Source organism: Janthinobacterium sp. 13 (assembly GCF_002749695.1).
Classification (GTDB): domain Bacteria; phylum Pseudomonadota; class Gammaproteobacteria; order Burkholderiales; family Burkholderiaceae_D; genus Janthinobacterium; species Janthinobacterium kumbetense.
In genome coordinates, this window is record NZ_PEEQ01000001.1 from 952,658 (window position 1) to 968,032 (window position 15,375).

Sequence of the window (15,375 nt, forward strand, 5' to 3'; positions counted from 1 at the left end):
AAAATCGCTGGGCAAGCGGCGGCTGAAGGTTTAAACTGTATATAAACACAGTAAAACCGATCACCTTGCCCTATTGCCCCCATGTTGAGAGTCCTGGAAAATCCCCTGTACTATCTGGATAATTTCCAGGACGTGCTGAACTGGATCAGCGCGCGTTACGCCGATCTGCTGAGTGTTGAGGAAACGCAGTTCATCGCCGCATTCGGCGCACTGCCGCAGCCGTCGCGCGCCCTGTTCGTGCGCCTCGTCATGCGCAAGGGTTGCTTGTTTCGCGCAAGCAAGCTCAATTACCCGGAAATCGGCGACACGCGCGCGGCCGCCCTGCCCCTGCTGGCCACCGGCTGGGTGGCAGCCGATCCGGTCATTTCTCTAGACGAGCTGTTCGACCTGCTGCTGAAAGCGGAAATCGCCCAGGCCTTCGACCTCGCCGCGCCCCTGAAGGCGGCGCGCAAGGCGGAACAATTGGACACCTTGCGCGAACAGCATGTGAATGAGAAGCCGTTTTCCGCCTGGCATCCCGCCTCCGGCGACGTGCTGTACCGCCTCGGCCTGCAAGCCCTGTGCGACCGTTTACGCCTGATTTACTTTGGCAACTATCACCAGGACTGGTCGGAATTCGTGCTGTCCGACCTGGGCGTGTACCAATATGAAAAAGTGGAATTCTCGCCCGCTTCGCGCGGTTTTCGCACGCGCCAGGATATCGAGCACTATGAAGTGCTGCACCAGTGCCGCGAACGCTACAACGACAGCGCACCGGCCGACGAAGTGCTGCAGGAACTGGCTGCTCTGCCCTTGTCGCAGGACAATACCTGGCTGGCCAGCCGGCGCGACAAGCTGCGCTTCCAGATCGCCCAGCACCTGGAAAAATGCCAGGACTGGCCGGCCGCCTACCGCGCCTACGCCGATTGCCGCTATCCGGGCGCGCGTGGCCGCGCCATCCGCGTGCTGGAAAAAGATGAGCAGCCGCAAGCAGCCTATGAGCGCCTGACGATCGCCCTGGCCGCGCCGGAAAGCGAAGCGGAACAGCAATTGCTGCTGCGCATGGCCCCCCGTTTGCGGCGCAAGCTGGGCCATGCGAAGCAGGCGGCCAGCGCGGCGGCAAGCGTGGAGCGCATCGACCTGCTGCTGCCCTGCCCTGAACAGGCGTGCTACGTGGAAGGGGTGGTGCAGCAACACCTGATGCGGGATGACGCGCCCGTGTATTACGTGGAAAACACCCTGATCAACTCGCTGTTCGGCCTGCTGTGCTGGCCCGCCATCTTCAAGGCCATGCCGGGCGCCTTCTTCCACCCGTTCCACCGTGGCCCGGCCGACTTGCACAGCGCCGATTTTTACCTGCGCCGCAGCAGCGACTTTGCCGCTTGCCTGGCGCAGCTGGACGACGGCAGCTACCACGCCGCCATCCGCGCCACGCTTGCCGCCAAGCACGGCATCGTCTCGCCCTTCGTCAGCTGGGACGTGCTCGACGACGGCTTGCTGGACCTGGCGCTGGCCTGCATTCCGGCAGCGCATCTGAAGAAGGCGTTCGAGCGCATCTTGCTCGACATCAAAAGCAACCGCAGCGGCTTTCCCGATTTAATCCAGTTCTGGCCGGCCGAACGGCGCTACCGCATGATCGAAGTCAAGGGTCCGGGCGACCGCCTGCAAGACAACCAGCTGCGCTGGATCGCGTATTGCGCCGAGCACGCCATGCCCGTCAGCGTGTGCTACCTGCAGTGGGAGGCGGCCGCATGAGCGTCAAGCGGTACACGATCGCCGTGCGCGCCCTGTGCGAATTCACGGCCAAGGCAGGCGACCTGGACTTACGCTTCACCCCGTCCCCCACGGCGCAGGAAGGCATGGCCGGGCACGCCACCGTCACTGGCCGGCGCGACGACGATTACCAGCGCGAAATCAGCCTGTCCGGCAACTTCGGCCCCCTGCACGTGCGGGGCCGCGCCGACGGCTACGACCCGGCGCGGCGCCAGCTGGAAGAAATCAAGACTTACCGGGGCGAACTGGACACGATGCCCGCCAACCACCGCCAGTTGCACTGGGCGCAGGCGCGCATCTACGGCCATTTGCTATGCCAGCAGCTGAACCTGCCCATGCTGCGCGTGGCGCTCGTGTATTTCGATATCGCGAGCCAGAAGGAAACGGTCATGCACGAGGAGTGCACGGCCGAGGCGTTGCGCCTTTTCTTCGAACAGCATTGCGCCCTCTTCCTCGACTGGGCCGAGCAGGAACTGGCGCACCGCGCCAGCCGCGATGCACAGCTGACCAGCATGGCGTTTCCCCATGCCAACTTCCGCCCGGGGCAGCGCCAGCTGGCCGAAGCCATGTACAAGGCCAGCAGCCGTGGCTGCGGCTTGCTGGCGCAGGCGCCGACCGGCATCGGCAAGACGGTGGGCAGCCTGTTTCCCATGTTGAAGGCGACGGCTGCGCATAGCCTGGATAAACTGTTTTTCCTCGCCGCCAAGGTGCCGGGACGCCAGATGGCGCTCGACGCCTGCGCCATCCTCAAGGATAGCGCGCCCCTGCTGCCGCTGCGCGTGCTGGAACTGAGCGCCAAGAGCAGCGCCTGCGAACATCCTGACAAAGCCTGTCATGGCCAATCGTGTCCGCTGGCCAAGGGTTTTTACGACCGCTTGCCGCTGGCGCGCGAGGTGGCGCTCGCCAGCGGTTTGATCCTGGACAAGGAAGCCGTGCGCGCCATCGCCTTGCAGCAAGGTATTTGCCCGTATTACCTGGGCATGGAGCTGGCCCGCTGGAGCGACGTCGTCATCGGCGACTACAATTATTACTTCGACCTCAGCGCGATGCTGTACAGCATGACCCTGGCCCACGACTGGAAAGTCAATGTGCTGGTCGACGAAGCGCACAATATGGTGTCGCGCGCGCGCAGCATGTATTCGGCCGAGCTGGCGCAGATCGACCTGAAAATGCTGCGCAAGTTCGCGCCGGAGGGCTTGAAAAAGCCGCTGGACCGCCTCTCGCGCCAGTGGACGGCCTTATTGAAAGAACAAGATAGCGATTACCATGTGCATGCGGCGTTGCCGGACAAATTCTTTGGCGCCCTGCAAGGCGTGGCCACGGCCATCGGCGACTACCTGGCCGAACATGCCGCCACGCTGGACGAGGACTTGCAGCGCTTTTACTTTGACGTGCTGCTGATCAACCGCCTGGCGGAAAGCTTTGGCGAGCATTCGCTGTTCGACGTCAGCAAGACGGATACCGGTTCCACCGTCTGCCTCCGCAACATCGTCCCGGCACCGTTTCTCAAGGAGCGCTTCGCGGCCAGCCACAGCACGGCCCTGTTTTCCGCCACCCTGAGTCCGTGGAATTACTACAGCGACACTCTGGGCATGCCGGCCGACACGGCCTGGGTCGACGTGGAATCGCCTTTCCAGGCGGAGCAATTGTCCGTGCGCGTGGCCGACAGCATTTCCACGCGCTACCAGCACCGCGCCGCCTCGCTGCTGCCCATCGCCCAGCTGATGGCGAAGCAATACGCAGAAACGCCGGGCAACTACCTGGCCTTCTTCAGCAGCTTCGACTACATGGAAAAGACGGCCCACTTGTTCGCCCAGCATTACCCGGACGTGCCACTCTGGCAACAGCCGCGCCGCATGGACGACGCTGCCCGCTCGCAATTTTTGGGCCGTTTCGGCCTGGACACGCGCGGCATCGGCTTTGCCGTGCTCGGCGGCGCGTTCGGCGAAGGCATCGACTTGCCCGGCGCGCGCCTGATCGGCGCCTTCATCGCCACCCTCGGTTTGCCGCAGATCAATCCCGTCAACGAACAGATCCGACAGCGCATGGGCGACATCTTCGGCGCCGGCTACGACTACACGTATCTGTATCCGGGCATGCAAAAGGTGGTACAGGCGGCAGGCAGGGTCATCCGCACGCAATCGGACAAGGGCGTCGTCTACCTGATCGACGACCGCTTTTCCCGCCCGGAAATCCGCCAGCTGCTGCCCACGTGGTGGGATGTGCAGCTAAGTACCCCCCAATAAATTATTGTGATTTCTGACTTCCATAACCGGCGCTCTGCAAGGTGGCCGACGAGGCTTGCCCGCTGCTAGCAGTGCTCGCGCTGCGCCGCACCGGGCGCCTTGCATAACATCCGGTTCTGTTCGTCATAATTTCACAATAATTTCCTGAGGATTACTTAGCCAACCAGTAACCTCAGCTTCTGATACCCCGCCTTGCTCACTGGTATCCTCGTGTCATCGCGCAGGATGGCCACGTGGCTGTCTTTCGTTGCCGCCTCGATGCGGCGGATGCCGTCGATATTGAGCAGGTATGACCGGTGCACGCGCAGGAACTTGGCGGGGTCGAGCTGGGTTTCCAGCTCCGCCAAGGTCTGGCTTTTCAGGTAGGACTTGCCCTCGGAGCGGATGCTGATGTAGTCATCTTGCGCCTCGATGTAATCGATGCGCGCGCTGGCGATGACGTGGACCTTGGCGCCGTCGCGTATCAGCACGCGGTCCAGTGGCGCTGCGCGCGTGGCCGCTTCGCGCGCCACCGTCAGCACCGTCTCGGGCGTGCTGCGGCTGGCGCGCGCATGGGCCAGCGCCTGGTCGAAGCGCTGTTCGCTGAACGGTTTGAGCAGGTAATCCAGCGCATGGCATTCGAAGGCCTTCAAGGCGTACTGGTCATAGGCCGTGACAAAGATCAGCTTTGTCTTCGCGCCGATCAGTTCGGCCACTTCAAAGCCGTCCAGGCGCGGCATCTGGATGTCGAGAAACACCAGTTCCGGTTCCAGCTCCGCGATGGCCTTGACGGCCTCGAAGCCGTTGGCGCACTCGGCCACGATGTCGATATCGTCGTGGCGCGCCAGGTATTCGCGCAACACGCTGCGCGCCAGCAGCTCATCGTCAACGATGGCGACCCGCATTCTTGCCTGCATCATGCTTCCTCCGTGTCGCCGGTCTGCGCCGGCATGGAAATCATCACTTCGAACTGGCCGTCGCGCCGACCCCAGTGCACGCTGGCTTCGTGGCCATACGCGCCGGCCAGGCGCTGGCGCACATTCTCCAGGCCCACGCCATTGCCGCGGGCAGGCCCTTGATCTGCATCAACGGGATTGCGCACGGCGATCTGCAGCAGGCTGCCTGCGCGCCGGGCCTCGATGGCGATCAGGCCGCCCTCCGTCAAGCCGCAGATACCATGTTTGACGGCATTTTCCACCAGCGGCTGTATCAGCATGGGCGGCAGCAGACACGCCAGCGCGGCAGTGTCGATGCTTTCCGCCACTTGCAGGCGTTCGCCAAAACGCACGTGCTCGATGGCAAGAAAATGGCGGATCAACACCAGTTCCTGCTCCACGGTGATGTGCTTGTGCGCTTCCAGGCTCAGGCTCTGGCGAAAGAAACTGGCCAGTTGCACCGTCATCTGGCGCGCGCCCGCCACATCGATAGACGTCAAGGCGCTGATGGAGTTCAAGCTGTTGAACAGGAAATGCGGATCGATTTGCGTGCGCAGCATGCGCAATTGCGCTTCCTGCGCCGTCAGCTGCGCTTCCAGTCCCCGCTGCTCGGCCATCCTGGCGCGCACGAATTCCAGCAACAGATAATGCACTGCGGCAGCGAGGCAATACAGCAGCACGCCCAGGCCGAAGAACAGGGCCAGCAGCGATTGCGTCAGGTTCACGCCCAGCCAGCGCAGCTCCAGCAACAGGCTGACGCTATTCAGAAATTGCAGCAGGGTGGCCCACAGCAAGCCCGCGAACAGGGCCGCCACGCCCACCACGCCGGCGATGGCGAGCGGATGGCGTACGTGCAAGGGATAGGCGCGGCACAGGTAAAACGCGGAAAACCCCGACCCGATCGCATACACGAGCGTGGCGGGCACCACCAGCACGACGGCATTGAGCCAGGGCGCGTGCGCCACCCTGGCCAGAATAAAGGCCAGGGCCAGGCCCAGCGCGATGCAGACCAAAAACACTACCACGGCGCCGCGCCGCTTCGACAAGGGCCCCGACATGCGCGCCTAGTTGCGGATTTCCAGGCCGCCCATGATGGCGTAGCCCGTCACATACAGACGCTTGGCCTGGTTCGGCGGCACGATGGTCTTTTCTTCGAAGCCGCCGAGGATGGGCGTGCCCTGCAGCACGACGCTCCAGTCGGGCGGAATCTTGATGGTGACGCCGCCGCACAGGGCAAATACGTTGAGCACGGCTTCGCCTTCGATCGACGCCTGGCGCAAGTCGATTTCGCAGCCGGCCATGATGACATTGATATCGCCGCCCTTGAAGCGCTGCGACGACACGCGCCGCACATAGCCGCCGAGGATGGCCGTCACCTCGATGATGCTGTCATCGTCCGCCTGGCCGCCGGCGCCGGGCGCCGCAGTGGCATCGGCGGCATCCTTGTCCAGCGACACGGCGCCATTCCTGGCCTGGCCGAACGAGTCGGGCGCAGCGCTTCCATCTTGTTGTGCGGCAAAGCGCCGGCGGCGCTGGCGCTGCTGCGCGCCGGGCAGGGACTTCGACACCACGGCCACGCCCAGGCCGATGATCAGCAGGGGCCACAGCAAGTCCCAGTTCATGTAGAAGATGCCCATGTGCTTGAGGGTCCAGGCCACGCCCAGCAGCACCAGCATGCCACCCAATAAATAACCGTTCGCGCTGCGGCTTTGCGACAGTTTCAGCAGGCCAAACACGATCAGCGCCGTGGGCCAGAAACGGAAGGTGTAGCGCACATCGATGAAACCGAGGTTATCGAGCAGGAACAGCAGTCCCAGGCCGATGACGATGACGCCCAGCACGATCTGCGATGGCGAGTGCAGCGGCGGTTTATTTTTCATGCTCGGACTCCCGGTAGGCAATAAAATGTTTGTTCAACAGCGGCTCCAGCACGAGGCCCACGCCCCAGGCGATCAGCAAGGCGGGCCAGCTGTTATAAAAACTCAAGTTCCACAGTTCTTCATACGATACATACCACCAGGCGGCGAAGAAGATCAGCCACAGGCCGCTCAATACCTGCTTGGCGGACACTGGCGTGAGCAGCTTGTTCAAGCCGAAAACGACCAGTATCACCGGCCAATAATGCCATAGTGAATAGTAATCGTGGAGATAGATCATATCGAGCCGGTCCAGCAGGATGATGGCGCCGGTGGCGATCAGCAGCACGCCCCACAGCAGCTGGGTACGGCGGCAATAAGCTGGTTCAGGTTTCACGGTCACCCCTTGAAGTTGGTTGATCGTAAAGATACGCGCAATTCGGGGATGGGAAAACAGCGCTTAGGCGAATGGCGGAAATACAGCGGTGAATGGCGCGGCGATGGAAACAACGGGCAAAAAAAAGACCGGCTAGAGCCGGCCTTGAAGGGGTTCGCAGTCCACACCGCGACCTGGAGTTGCAGTGCACAGCCGCATGGCGCAAGCGCGCCGGCAGCAAGAATCTGGTGCCGATCCTTGAGGCGACCGGCTGACCTGCTGGAAGATCGAACATGCCGCCAACTTCACGGCAGTGCGTCTCAACCAAGCAAAGCCATCATACTCCCGATCGCCACAAAGCACCGTTCGCTAGCGCACACTGATGAGGTTTTGCTGAGCTGCATCAAACGGTGCTGGCATGCGGCGGGTGCAGCATGTCGTTCTTGATCCATGCCAGCACGGACGGTCCCTCCGGCTGCCAGCCCAGCAGCTTGCGCGCCCGCTCGCCGCGCACGCGGCTGTTGGAACCGAGGCCGTAGGAAGCCATCTCGTAGCCCCATTCGGCTATCGCCTCGGGCAGCGGCCAATCCTGCGCGGGCCCTAGGTCCAGTGCCTTGGCGATGGCGGCCGTCATGTCGCGGAAGGCCGCTTCGCCCGATTCGACAAAGTAAAACGTGCCGGCGGGCGACTTTTCCAGGGCCAGCAAATACAGGCTGACGACGTCGTCGATATGCACGTTCGACCAGATGTTGCGGCCCGGTCCCACGTGGCGCACGATGCCGCTCTTGCGTGCCTGCTTGAGCAGGCGGGGCAGTTGCACGCTGTCGCGCGGCAAGGCGCCATGGCCGTAGATCAGGGTGTTGCACAGTACGCTGGCGCGCACGCCCTTGCCTGCGCTGGCCAGCACCAGGTCGTCGATGGCGACGCGGGCCGCCTTGTCGGCCGTGGGCGCCGGCAACTTGTCTTCATAATAGATCTGCTGTGTGCCCTCGCCGCCCGAGGCGTCGCCCACGATGGACGAACCGCTGGTATGGAGGAAAGGCTTGTTGCTGCCTGCCAGCGCGTCGAGAATCGCCTCGACGGCGCCCCGGTGGTCGCTGCTGGCCGCGTTGATGACGGCGTCCGCCGCCCTCGCCTGCTCGATGAGCAATGCGCGGTCATTCAACTCGCCCTGCACGCCCAACACGCCGATCTTGGCCAGTTCGGCCACCTGTTCCGGTTTGCGCACGAGGCCCGTGACCTGATGGCCGGCGCGCACGAGGCCCGCCGCGATGGAACTACCGATAAAACCCGCTGCGCCTGTCAAAAACACTTTCATATCTTGCTCCCTGTCTGGTTAGATTGCTGTCAATCACACCAGTACAGTATGCCCGCTTTCGTCTTTCGCAAAAAGCAGGCATTCAGCAAAAGATCTATGACTTGGGCGCAACAATCTTCTGTTTGAGCTGCAGGGCGGCGATGTAGCGGCTCTGGTAAGCAGGGTCTTGCGGCGTCAGCAAGGTGAGCCTGTCGCGCGCGCGGGTGGCGGCCACATAGAAACGGTTTTCCTCTTCCAGCGGGTCGGTCTTGCTGCGCGGAAATTCGTCGACGGCCAGGTAAGGCAGGATCACGTGGTGGTATTCGAGGCCCTTGATCTGGTCGATGCAGGCGATGACGAGTTTAGCCTTGCCGGTCGAGACCGTCACGGCTTCTTCCATCTCGCCCAGCCAGCCGGCAAAGCCGCCCAGCGCCACGCCCGCTTCGCGGCACACGGCAATGAAACCGTGCAGGGAACGGGCGACGACCCGCGCCTGTGCCGGATCGACATAGATGCGGCGCGCCGTCTGTTCCAGCTGCATCAAGTCAAAGATGTGCTGCAAGGCATCGCCCGCCAGGGCGTCGGGAGGCAGCGCGCGCAGGTAGTCGACGGCGGCCAGGGTCAGCGCCGCCTTGTCCTGGTTCTGCGACTTGGCCAACTGGTTCGTCAAGAAACCTTCCAGCAAGTCGGGATAGTTGGCCACGTCGGCCTTGGCTTGCTGCAATTCCGTGCGCGTAAACGGGATTTCCGCGAAGGCCACGAGGGCTTCGAGGATTTCGCCGCGGCGCGGGCCGCTCTTGATCGCGTGCAAATCCTTGCGGGCGATGGCGACCATGCCGCGCAGCATCAGCACTTCCAGGCTCAGCAGATAGCTGTTCATGTCCACCAGGCCATACGCGATGCCGCTCTGGAACAGCGCCGTTTCCACGCGGATCGCCTGGTCGCGGTCGCGCAGCAAGATGGCCGTCGTGCCCGCATGCGCGTGCTCGAGCGCGGCGATCAGCTGGGCGCTGCACGCTTGCGGCTGCGCATGGTCGTACTCGAGCAGCTCGATGTGGGTGGCGCGCGACAGGGCCGAGACGCTGGCCTTGTTTTTCAGCACACCCACGGCGTGCGCCAGCTGCGGACCGTAGCGGTACGATGCCGTCAGCGGCAGGCGCTGCAAGGCCGGGAACTCCTGTTCGAAGCGCTGGCGCAGGAAGCGGTGGTCGGCGCCCGACCACGTGTAGATGACCTGGTCCTTGTCGCCGGCGCCGCAGAAAAACGCGTTGCCGCGGCGTATCAGCATGGTCAGCAGCCGGAACGACGCTTCGTTCAAATCGTGCAATTCATCGGCGACGATGATCTGGAAGGCGGGCAATTGCTGGCGCAGCGGCTCGTCGCCGTCGAGCATGCGCACGAGGTCGTAGGTGGCGTCAAATGGCGCGCGGAACTGGATATCGCCCGTGTCGGCGCCGCGCAAGCCTTCGTATTCGCGCAGCCACAGATAATGCGTGCGCGACATGCCCAGCAGCTCCAGGTTGTCATCCAGGGAATTGCTCTCGAAGTCGGGATTCTGGAAATCCAGGCGCGCCTTGGTGCGCAATTGCAGTTTCAAGAATTCGGCGATCGCCCCGTTGGTCGTATTGATTTCCAGCGGATAACGGTGAGCATACTTTTCCGACACGACTTCCAGTGCTTCCCAGGCAACCGGGCGCAACTCTTCATCGCTGCGCATGGCTGCCACCTGCATGTTTTCCAGCTGCAACAGCACCTTGGCGGCAAAGGCGTCGAAGGTGTCGATGGTCAGGCGCTTGACGACGCCCAGCGGCACGCCCACTTCCAGCAAGCGCTGGCGCAGGGCCACGCGCGCCGCCTCGGTGAACACGAGGGCCAGCATGCGTTCGGGCGCGCGCCCCCGGTGCAGCGCCTCGGCCAGGCGCAGGGCCAGGGTCGTCGTCTTGGCCGCGCCGGCATTGGCGTCGATCAGCACCACTTTCTTTTGCGCCGTCTGGATGGCGACCTGTTCCGGCGTGGGCGTGATGCGTTTGGGAATGAACTGCGGGGCGTTATCTGTACTCAAAAGAATTCCTGAAAAGGGTAGCGGCTGGCTGTCCCGGGACTTACCAGGCGCAGGTGCGCAGGCCGGCAAAGACGTCGCCCCGCTCGGGCGCGTGGAAGGCGCGCATGCGGGCCGAATGCAGGCGCGGCGGCGTGGCGAAGGCGGCGCCGCGCAGCACCTGGTGCTGAATGAAATACGGCGCGGAATATTCGCGCCAGGCATCCACCGCAAAGCCCGGATACGGTTCGAACGGCGTCGCCGTCCACTCCCACACCTGGCCCCAGTGAAAGCGCGGATGGCCGGACAGCGCAGCATACTCCCATTCCGCCTCGGTCGCCAGGCGGCGCCCCGCCCAGGCGCAGTACGCCTGCGCTTCAAACAGGTTGATGTGGCGCACGGCTTCGTTCGGCGGCAAGGTCGTGCGCTGGCCGAAACGCATGGTGCGCCACTGCGTCGCTTCGCGCAGCCAGTACAGGGGCGACGAGCGCTCCTGCTGCATCAGCCAGGCGCTGCCGGCAGCACTCCAGAACTGGCGGTTCTGGTAGCCGCCGTCCGCGACAAAATCGGCATACTGGGCATTGGATACGGCGCAGGCATCGATGGAAAACGGCGCCACGTAGCAACTGTAGGGCGGCGATTCATTGTCGAAGGCAAAACCGGCCCCGCGCGGCGAGCCCAGTTCGATGGTGCCCCCAGGAAACGCGATCTCGCCCGCGCCCGGCGGCAAGGCCGGGCTGGCCGACAGGGACTCCGGTGCTTCCAGGCCCAGCCATTGCAAACCTGCCAGCATTTCTTCGCCGCACAAGTCTTCATGCGCCAGAGCCAGCCGGTACGGCGCCAGGGCGCTGTCGACATTGGCTTCGCGCGAGAGTTTGTCCAGCACCCGGTCGAGTACTTCGCGGCAATACGTCTTCACGGCGCCTGGACTGGGCAATTCCAGCTTCCAGCGCGCGCGGTGCTCCACCATGTTGGCGTCGAACAAGTCGTCGCCGCGCGTCAGCAGGGAGTTATAAATGGCGTCGGCCGGATGGCTGGTAGCGGCTTCGCGCAGGATGAACCACTCGGCAAACCAGGCGATCTGCGCGAGTTGCCAGAGGGGCGGCGTGAGCCGCGAGTGGCGCGGCATGCCGGCCACCACGTCCAGGCCGGCAGTAACATAACAGTCGAACAGGGAAAGCGTATCCTGGCGCGCGGCCTGCAGCGACTGGGCCAGTTGCTGCGCGCCGGCGTGGCGAAAAGAGGCGTTGATTAAAGTCATGGCCTGATTGTAACGACTTATGCCAACCTTGCACTAGTCGCGCAGGAAGCATGGGGGGCCATGCCCCCCACCCTACTTGACCAGCAGCTCGCCCTGCAGCGGAGTGACGACCGATTTTGGCATGCTGACAATAAAACTGCTGCCCTTGTCGGCCACGGACTGGATGGCCAGGGTCCCGCCGTGGCGCAGCAGCACGTGCTTGACGATGGCCAGGCCCAGGCCCGTGCCCTGGGTTTCGCGCGAACGGCTCTTGTCGACGCGGTAGAAACGTTCCGTCAGGCGCGAAATATGTTCCTGGCTGATGCCGATGCCCGTATCTTGCGCGATGAATTGCGGACCGGCCGGGCCATCCTGCCAGCGCAAGGTGATGGTGCCGCCGGCCGGCGTGTAGCGCACGGCGTTCGAAGCCAGGTTGCCAAACGCGCTATACAGCTCGTCGTAGCTGCCCAGCACGTCGGGACCGTTGCATTCCATGGTCACTTCATGCTTGCCGGCAGACAAACCTTTGGCGTCGCGCAAGACTTGCTGCATGAGTTTCTTGATATCCACCGGTTCGGGACGCAGCGGATAGTCGACCGATTCCAGGCGCGACAAGGTCAGCATGTCCTCGATCAAATGCTGCATGCGGTGGCCCTGCTCCGTCATCAGCTTGAGGTGGGCGGCGCGCGTGGCGGCGTCCAGGTCCAGCTCGGCGGAAGCGATTTCCAGGAAGCCGACGATGACGGTGAGCGGCGTGCGCAGTTCGTGCGAGGCGTTGGCGATGAAGTCGCGGCGCATCATTTCGATGCGTTCCGTCTCCGTCACATCGTGCGTGACGAGAATCTGGCGGCGGTTTTCAAATGGAATGATCTGCACGATCAGCTTGCGGTTGCGGAAGGTGATCGTCAGCGGCTGGTCGTAGCGGCCCAGGATGATGTAATCCATGAACTCGGGGCTGCGGATCAGGTTCGTCACGCGCATGCCCTTGTCGCGCTCGTGCGTGAGACCCAGATGTTTCTCGGCGGCAGGATTGCACCATTCGAGGAACAGCACGTCATCCATGATGACGACGCCGTCGGGCAGCAGGTGCATGGCCTGGCGGAAACGCGCCAGCCATTCCGTCAGCTCGGCCTGGTTTTTCTCGTCGTCGCGGCGCATGCGGTACAGGCGCGCGAAAATGCTGGTCCAGGCGCCCCAGCCGTCGGGCAGCTTGGCGCTTTGCGGATTGTCCAGCCAGTTACTCAGCTGGAACAGATACGACAGCTGCACGAACACCATCATGGCCATCAGCACGAAGGCGATGCCCAGCGCATACGTGGCGCCAAACAGATACCAGACGACGGCCACGCCCAGCAGCGCCAGCACCATGCGCAGGGCGGCCGGTACCCAGAACAGCAATTTCGGATTCATAGAGTCAAACTTTACTTTTCAGACAACATGTAGCCGACGCTGCGCACCGTCTTGATCAGGCTTTCCGCCTCTTTCAAGGCTTTGCGCAAGCGCAATACGTGGACGTCGACCGTGCGTTCCTCGATCACCACATGGTCGCCCCACACCTTGTCGAGCAGCTGGCTGCGCGAAAACACGCGTTCCGGATGGGCCAGCAGGAATTTCAGCAGCTTGTATTCGGCGTGGCCGATATCGATCTTCTGTTCATCCATCATCACGGTGCAGCTGACGGGGTCCAGGGCCACGTTGCCGGCGCGCATGGGCGCCTGCGCGTGTTCCGGACTCTTGCGTCGCAGCAATGCCTTGGCGCGCGCCAGCAGCTCGCGCGGCGAGAACGGCTTGGTGACGTAATCGTCGGCCCCGCTGTTCAAGCCGGCCAGCTTGTCTTCTTCCATGCTCTTGGCGGTGAGCATGATGACGGGGATGGCGGCGAAATTGCGGTCGGCGCGGATGCGCGACAGCAGGCGCAAGCCCGTCTGGTCCGGCAGCATCCAGTCCAGCAGGATCAGGTGCGGCGTGCGGTGCTGGATGAATTCCCAGGCATCGGCGACGTTTTGTACAGAACAGCAATTCCAGCCGGATTCGCGCAGCGAATAGGTCACCAGTTCAACGATGGCCGGCTCATCTTCAACAATCAATACCGTGGTTTTATCAGATGCCATAAAGCTTACTCAGGGAGCTCCTCGGAAATGGCGGGAGCAGCCACCTTGGTGTGGCGGATGTCCTTGCCTTCAACCACGTAGATCACGTATTCGGCGATGTTTTTCGCATGGTCGCCGATCCGTTCGATGGCTTTGGCCACCCACAGGGTATCGAGCGCCGCCGAAATCGTGCGCGGGTCTTCCATCATAAAGGTTATCAAGTTGCGCATGATAGACCGAAACTCGTGGTCGATGATGGCATCTTGTGCAATTAATTGTAAGGCCTGCTTGCCATCGTTGCGCGCGAATGCGTCCAGCGCATCGTGCAGCATGTCGGTGGCCGTGTTGGCAATGCCGCGCACCATTTCGTAGTGGTTGACGACGCCGTTGCCGCGCTTGTGCAGATTCTTCGCCACGCGGGCGATTTTCGTCGCCTCGTCGCCTACGCGTTCGAGGTCGGTAATCACCTTGATGGTGGCCATGATGGTGCGCAAGTCGTTGGCGGCCGGCTGGCGGCGCACGATCAGATGGCTGCAGGCGTCGTCCAGCGACACTTCCAGCTGGTTGACGACGTCGTCTTCGCGCATCACGCGGTCGGCGCGTTCCGGATTGCCGATGCGGAAGCACGTCATCGCGTCGAGGAACTGGGTTTCAACGATGCCGCCCATCAGGAGCACTTTCGAGCGGATCGCTTCGAGTTCGTTGTCGTATTGCTTGGATGAATGTTCGCCTATCATGCTGTCTCTCCGTATTCAGTTGTTGTGTATGCGCGGGGCGGATCAGCCGAAGCGGCCCGTGATGTAATCCTGCGTTTCCTTGCGGGCCGGATTCATGAAGATCTGGTCCGTTTCGCCGAATTCCACCAGCTCGCCCAGGTACATATAGGCCGTGTAGTCGGAGCAGCGCGCCGCCTGCTGCATATTGTGCGTCACGATGGCGATCGTGTAATCCTGTTTCAATTCGCTGATCAGCTCTTCCACTTTCGAGGTCGAGATCGGGTCCAGCGCCGAGGTCGGCTCGTCGAGCAGCAAGACGTCCGGCTTCACGGCCACGCCGCGCGCGATGCACAAACGCTGCTGCTGGCCGCCCGACAGCGACAGGCCGCTCTTGCTCAGCTTATCCTTGACTTCGCCCCACAGCGCGGCCTTTTTCAGGGCCCACTCGACGCGCTCGTCCATCTCGCCCTTCGACAGGTCTTCATACAGGCGCACGCCGAAGGCGATGTTGTCGTACACGGACATGGGGAACGGCGTCGGCTTCTGGAACACCATGCCGACCTTGGCGCGCAGCATGTTGACGTCCTGGTCGGCGTCGAGCACGTTGCGGCCGCGGTACAGGATCGAGCCTTCCGCGCGCTGGCCCGGGTACAGGTCGTACATGCGGTTCAGGGTGCGCAGCAGGGTTGATTTACCGCAACCGGACGGGCCGATGAAAGCGGTAACCTTCTTTTCGTGGATGTCCAGGTTGACGTTATGCAAGCTTTGCGTTTTGCCGTAAAAAAAGTTCAGGCCCGAAATTTCGATGGTTTTTTTCTTTGGTGCCAGGTCTTGTGCTGGATTCATTTGC

The 15,375-nt window shown here is 62.7% G+C and carries 13 protein-coding genes; 2 read left to right on the forward strand and 11 right to left on the reverse strand.

Annotated elements, in window-relative coordinates:
* Positions 1 to 81: 81 nt before the first annotated feature.
* Positions 82 to 1,734, forward strand: a complete 1,653-nt coding sequence (locus CLU94_RS04015; RefSeq protein WP_099664702.1) for a VRR-NUC domain-containing protein — start codon at positions 82 to 84, stop codon at positions 1,732 to 1,734.
* A complete protein-coding gene (locus CLU94_RS04020; protein WP_099664703.1) occupies positions 1,731 to 3,998 on the forward strand; it encodes an ATP-dependent DNA helicase in 2,268 nt (755 codons plus the stop codon). The genes CLU94_RS04015 and CLU94_RS04020 overlap by 4 nt, the downstream gene beginning before the upstream one ends.
* A 155-nt stretch (positions 3,999 to 4,153) precedes the next feature.
* Here CLU94_RS04020 and CLU94_RS04025 read toward each other — a convergent pair whose 3' ends face one another.
* The 11 genes from CLU94_RS04025 to pstB all read right to left on the reverse strand — a co-directional run bounded on the left by CLU94_RS04025 (position 4,154) and on the right by pstB (position 15,371).
* Positions 4,154 to 4,882: a LytR/AlgR family response regulator transcription factor gene (locus CLU94_RS04025; protein ID WP_099664704.1), complete on the reverse strand. Its 729-nt coding sequence runs from the start codon at positions 4,880 to 4,882 to the stop codon at positions 4,154 to 4,156.
* Between the two features lie 11 nt (positions 4,883 to 4,893).
* Positions 4,894 to 5,970, reverse strand: coding sequence for a sensor histidine kinase (locus tag CLU94_RS04030; RefSeq protein ID WP_099664705.1), 1,077 nt, complete (start codon positions 5,968 to 5,970; stop codon positions 4,894 to 4,896).
* Between the two features lie 6 nt (positions 5,971 to 5,976).
* Positions 5,977 to 6,792 carry a LiaI-LiaF-like domain-containing protein gene (locus CLU94_RS04035; RefSeq protein WP_099664706.1) on the reverse strand — a complete coding sequence of 272 codons (816 nt, stop codon included), beginning with the start codon at positions 6,790 to 6,792 and terminating at the stop codon, positions 5,977 to 5,979.
* Complete coding sequence (locus CLU94_RS04040) at positions 6,782 to 7,165, reverse strand: LiaF transmembrane domain-containing protein (RefSeq protein ID WP_099668154.1); 384 nt, start codon at positions 7,163 to 7,165, stop codon at positions 6,782 to 6,784. Before CLU94_RS04040 ends, CLU94_RS04035 begins: the two co-directional genes overlap by 11 nt.
* 382 nt (positions 7,166 to 7,547) lie before the next feature.
* Positions 7,548 to 8,462 carry an NAD-dependent epimerase/dehydratase family protein gene (locus CLU94_RS04045; protein ID WP_099664707.1) on the reverse strand — a complete coding sequence of 305 codons (915 nt, stop codon included), beginning with the start codon at positions 8,460 to 8,462 and terminating at the stop codon, positions 7,548 to 7,550.
* Between the two features lie 94 nt (positions 8,463 to 8,556).
* Entirely contained in the window at positions 8,557 to 10,503 is a 1,947-nt protein-coding gene (locus CLU94_RS04050) for a UvrD-helicase domain-containing protein (protein ID WP_099664708.1), read from the reverse strand.
* 40 nt (positions 10,504 to 10,543) lie between these two features.
* The gene (gene senA / locus CLU94_RS04055) at positions 10,544 to 11,740 is read right to left on the reverse strand and encodes a selenoneine synthase SenA (RefSeq protein WP_257218665.1); all 1,197 of its coding nucleotides are present in this window, start codon (positions 11,738 to 11,740) and stop codon (positions 10,544 to 10,546) included.
* 72 nt (positions 11,741 to 11,812) lie between these two features.
* A complete protein-coding gene (gene phoR / locus CLU94_RS04060) occupies positions 11,813 to 13,129 on the reverse strand; it encodes a phosphate regulon sensor histidine kinase PhoR (protein WP_034778134.1) in 1,317 nt (438 codons plus the stop codon).
* Positions 13,130 to 13,140: 11 nt separating this feature from the next.
* Positions 13,141 to 13,830: a response regulator gene (locus CLU94_RS04065; protein WP_034755074.1), complete on the reverse strand. Its 690-nt coding sequence runs from the start codon at positions 13,828 to 13,830 to the stop codon at positions 13,141 to 13,143.
* Between the two features lie 5 nt (positions 13,831 to 13,835).
* Complete coding sequence (gene phoU / locus CLU94_RS04070; RefSeq protein WP_034778131.1) at positions 13,836 to 14,546, reverse strand: phosphate signaling complex protein PhoU; 711 nt, start codon at positions 14,544 to 14,546, stop codon at positions 13,836 to 13,838.
* 42 nt (positions 14,547 to 14,588) lie between these two features.
* A complete protein-coding gene (gene pstB, locus CLU94_RS04075) occupies positions 14,589 to 15,371 on the reverse strand; it encodes a phosphate ABC transporter ATP-binding protein PstB (protein ID WP_010396817.1) in 783 nt (260 codons plus the stop codon).
* Between the last annotated feature and the right edge of the window lie 4 nt (positions 15,372 to 15,375).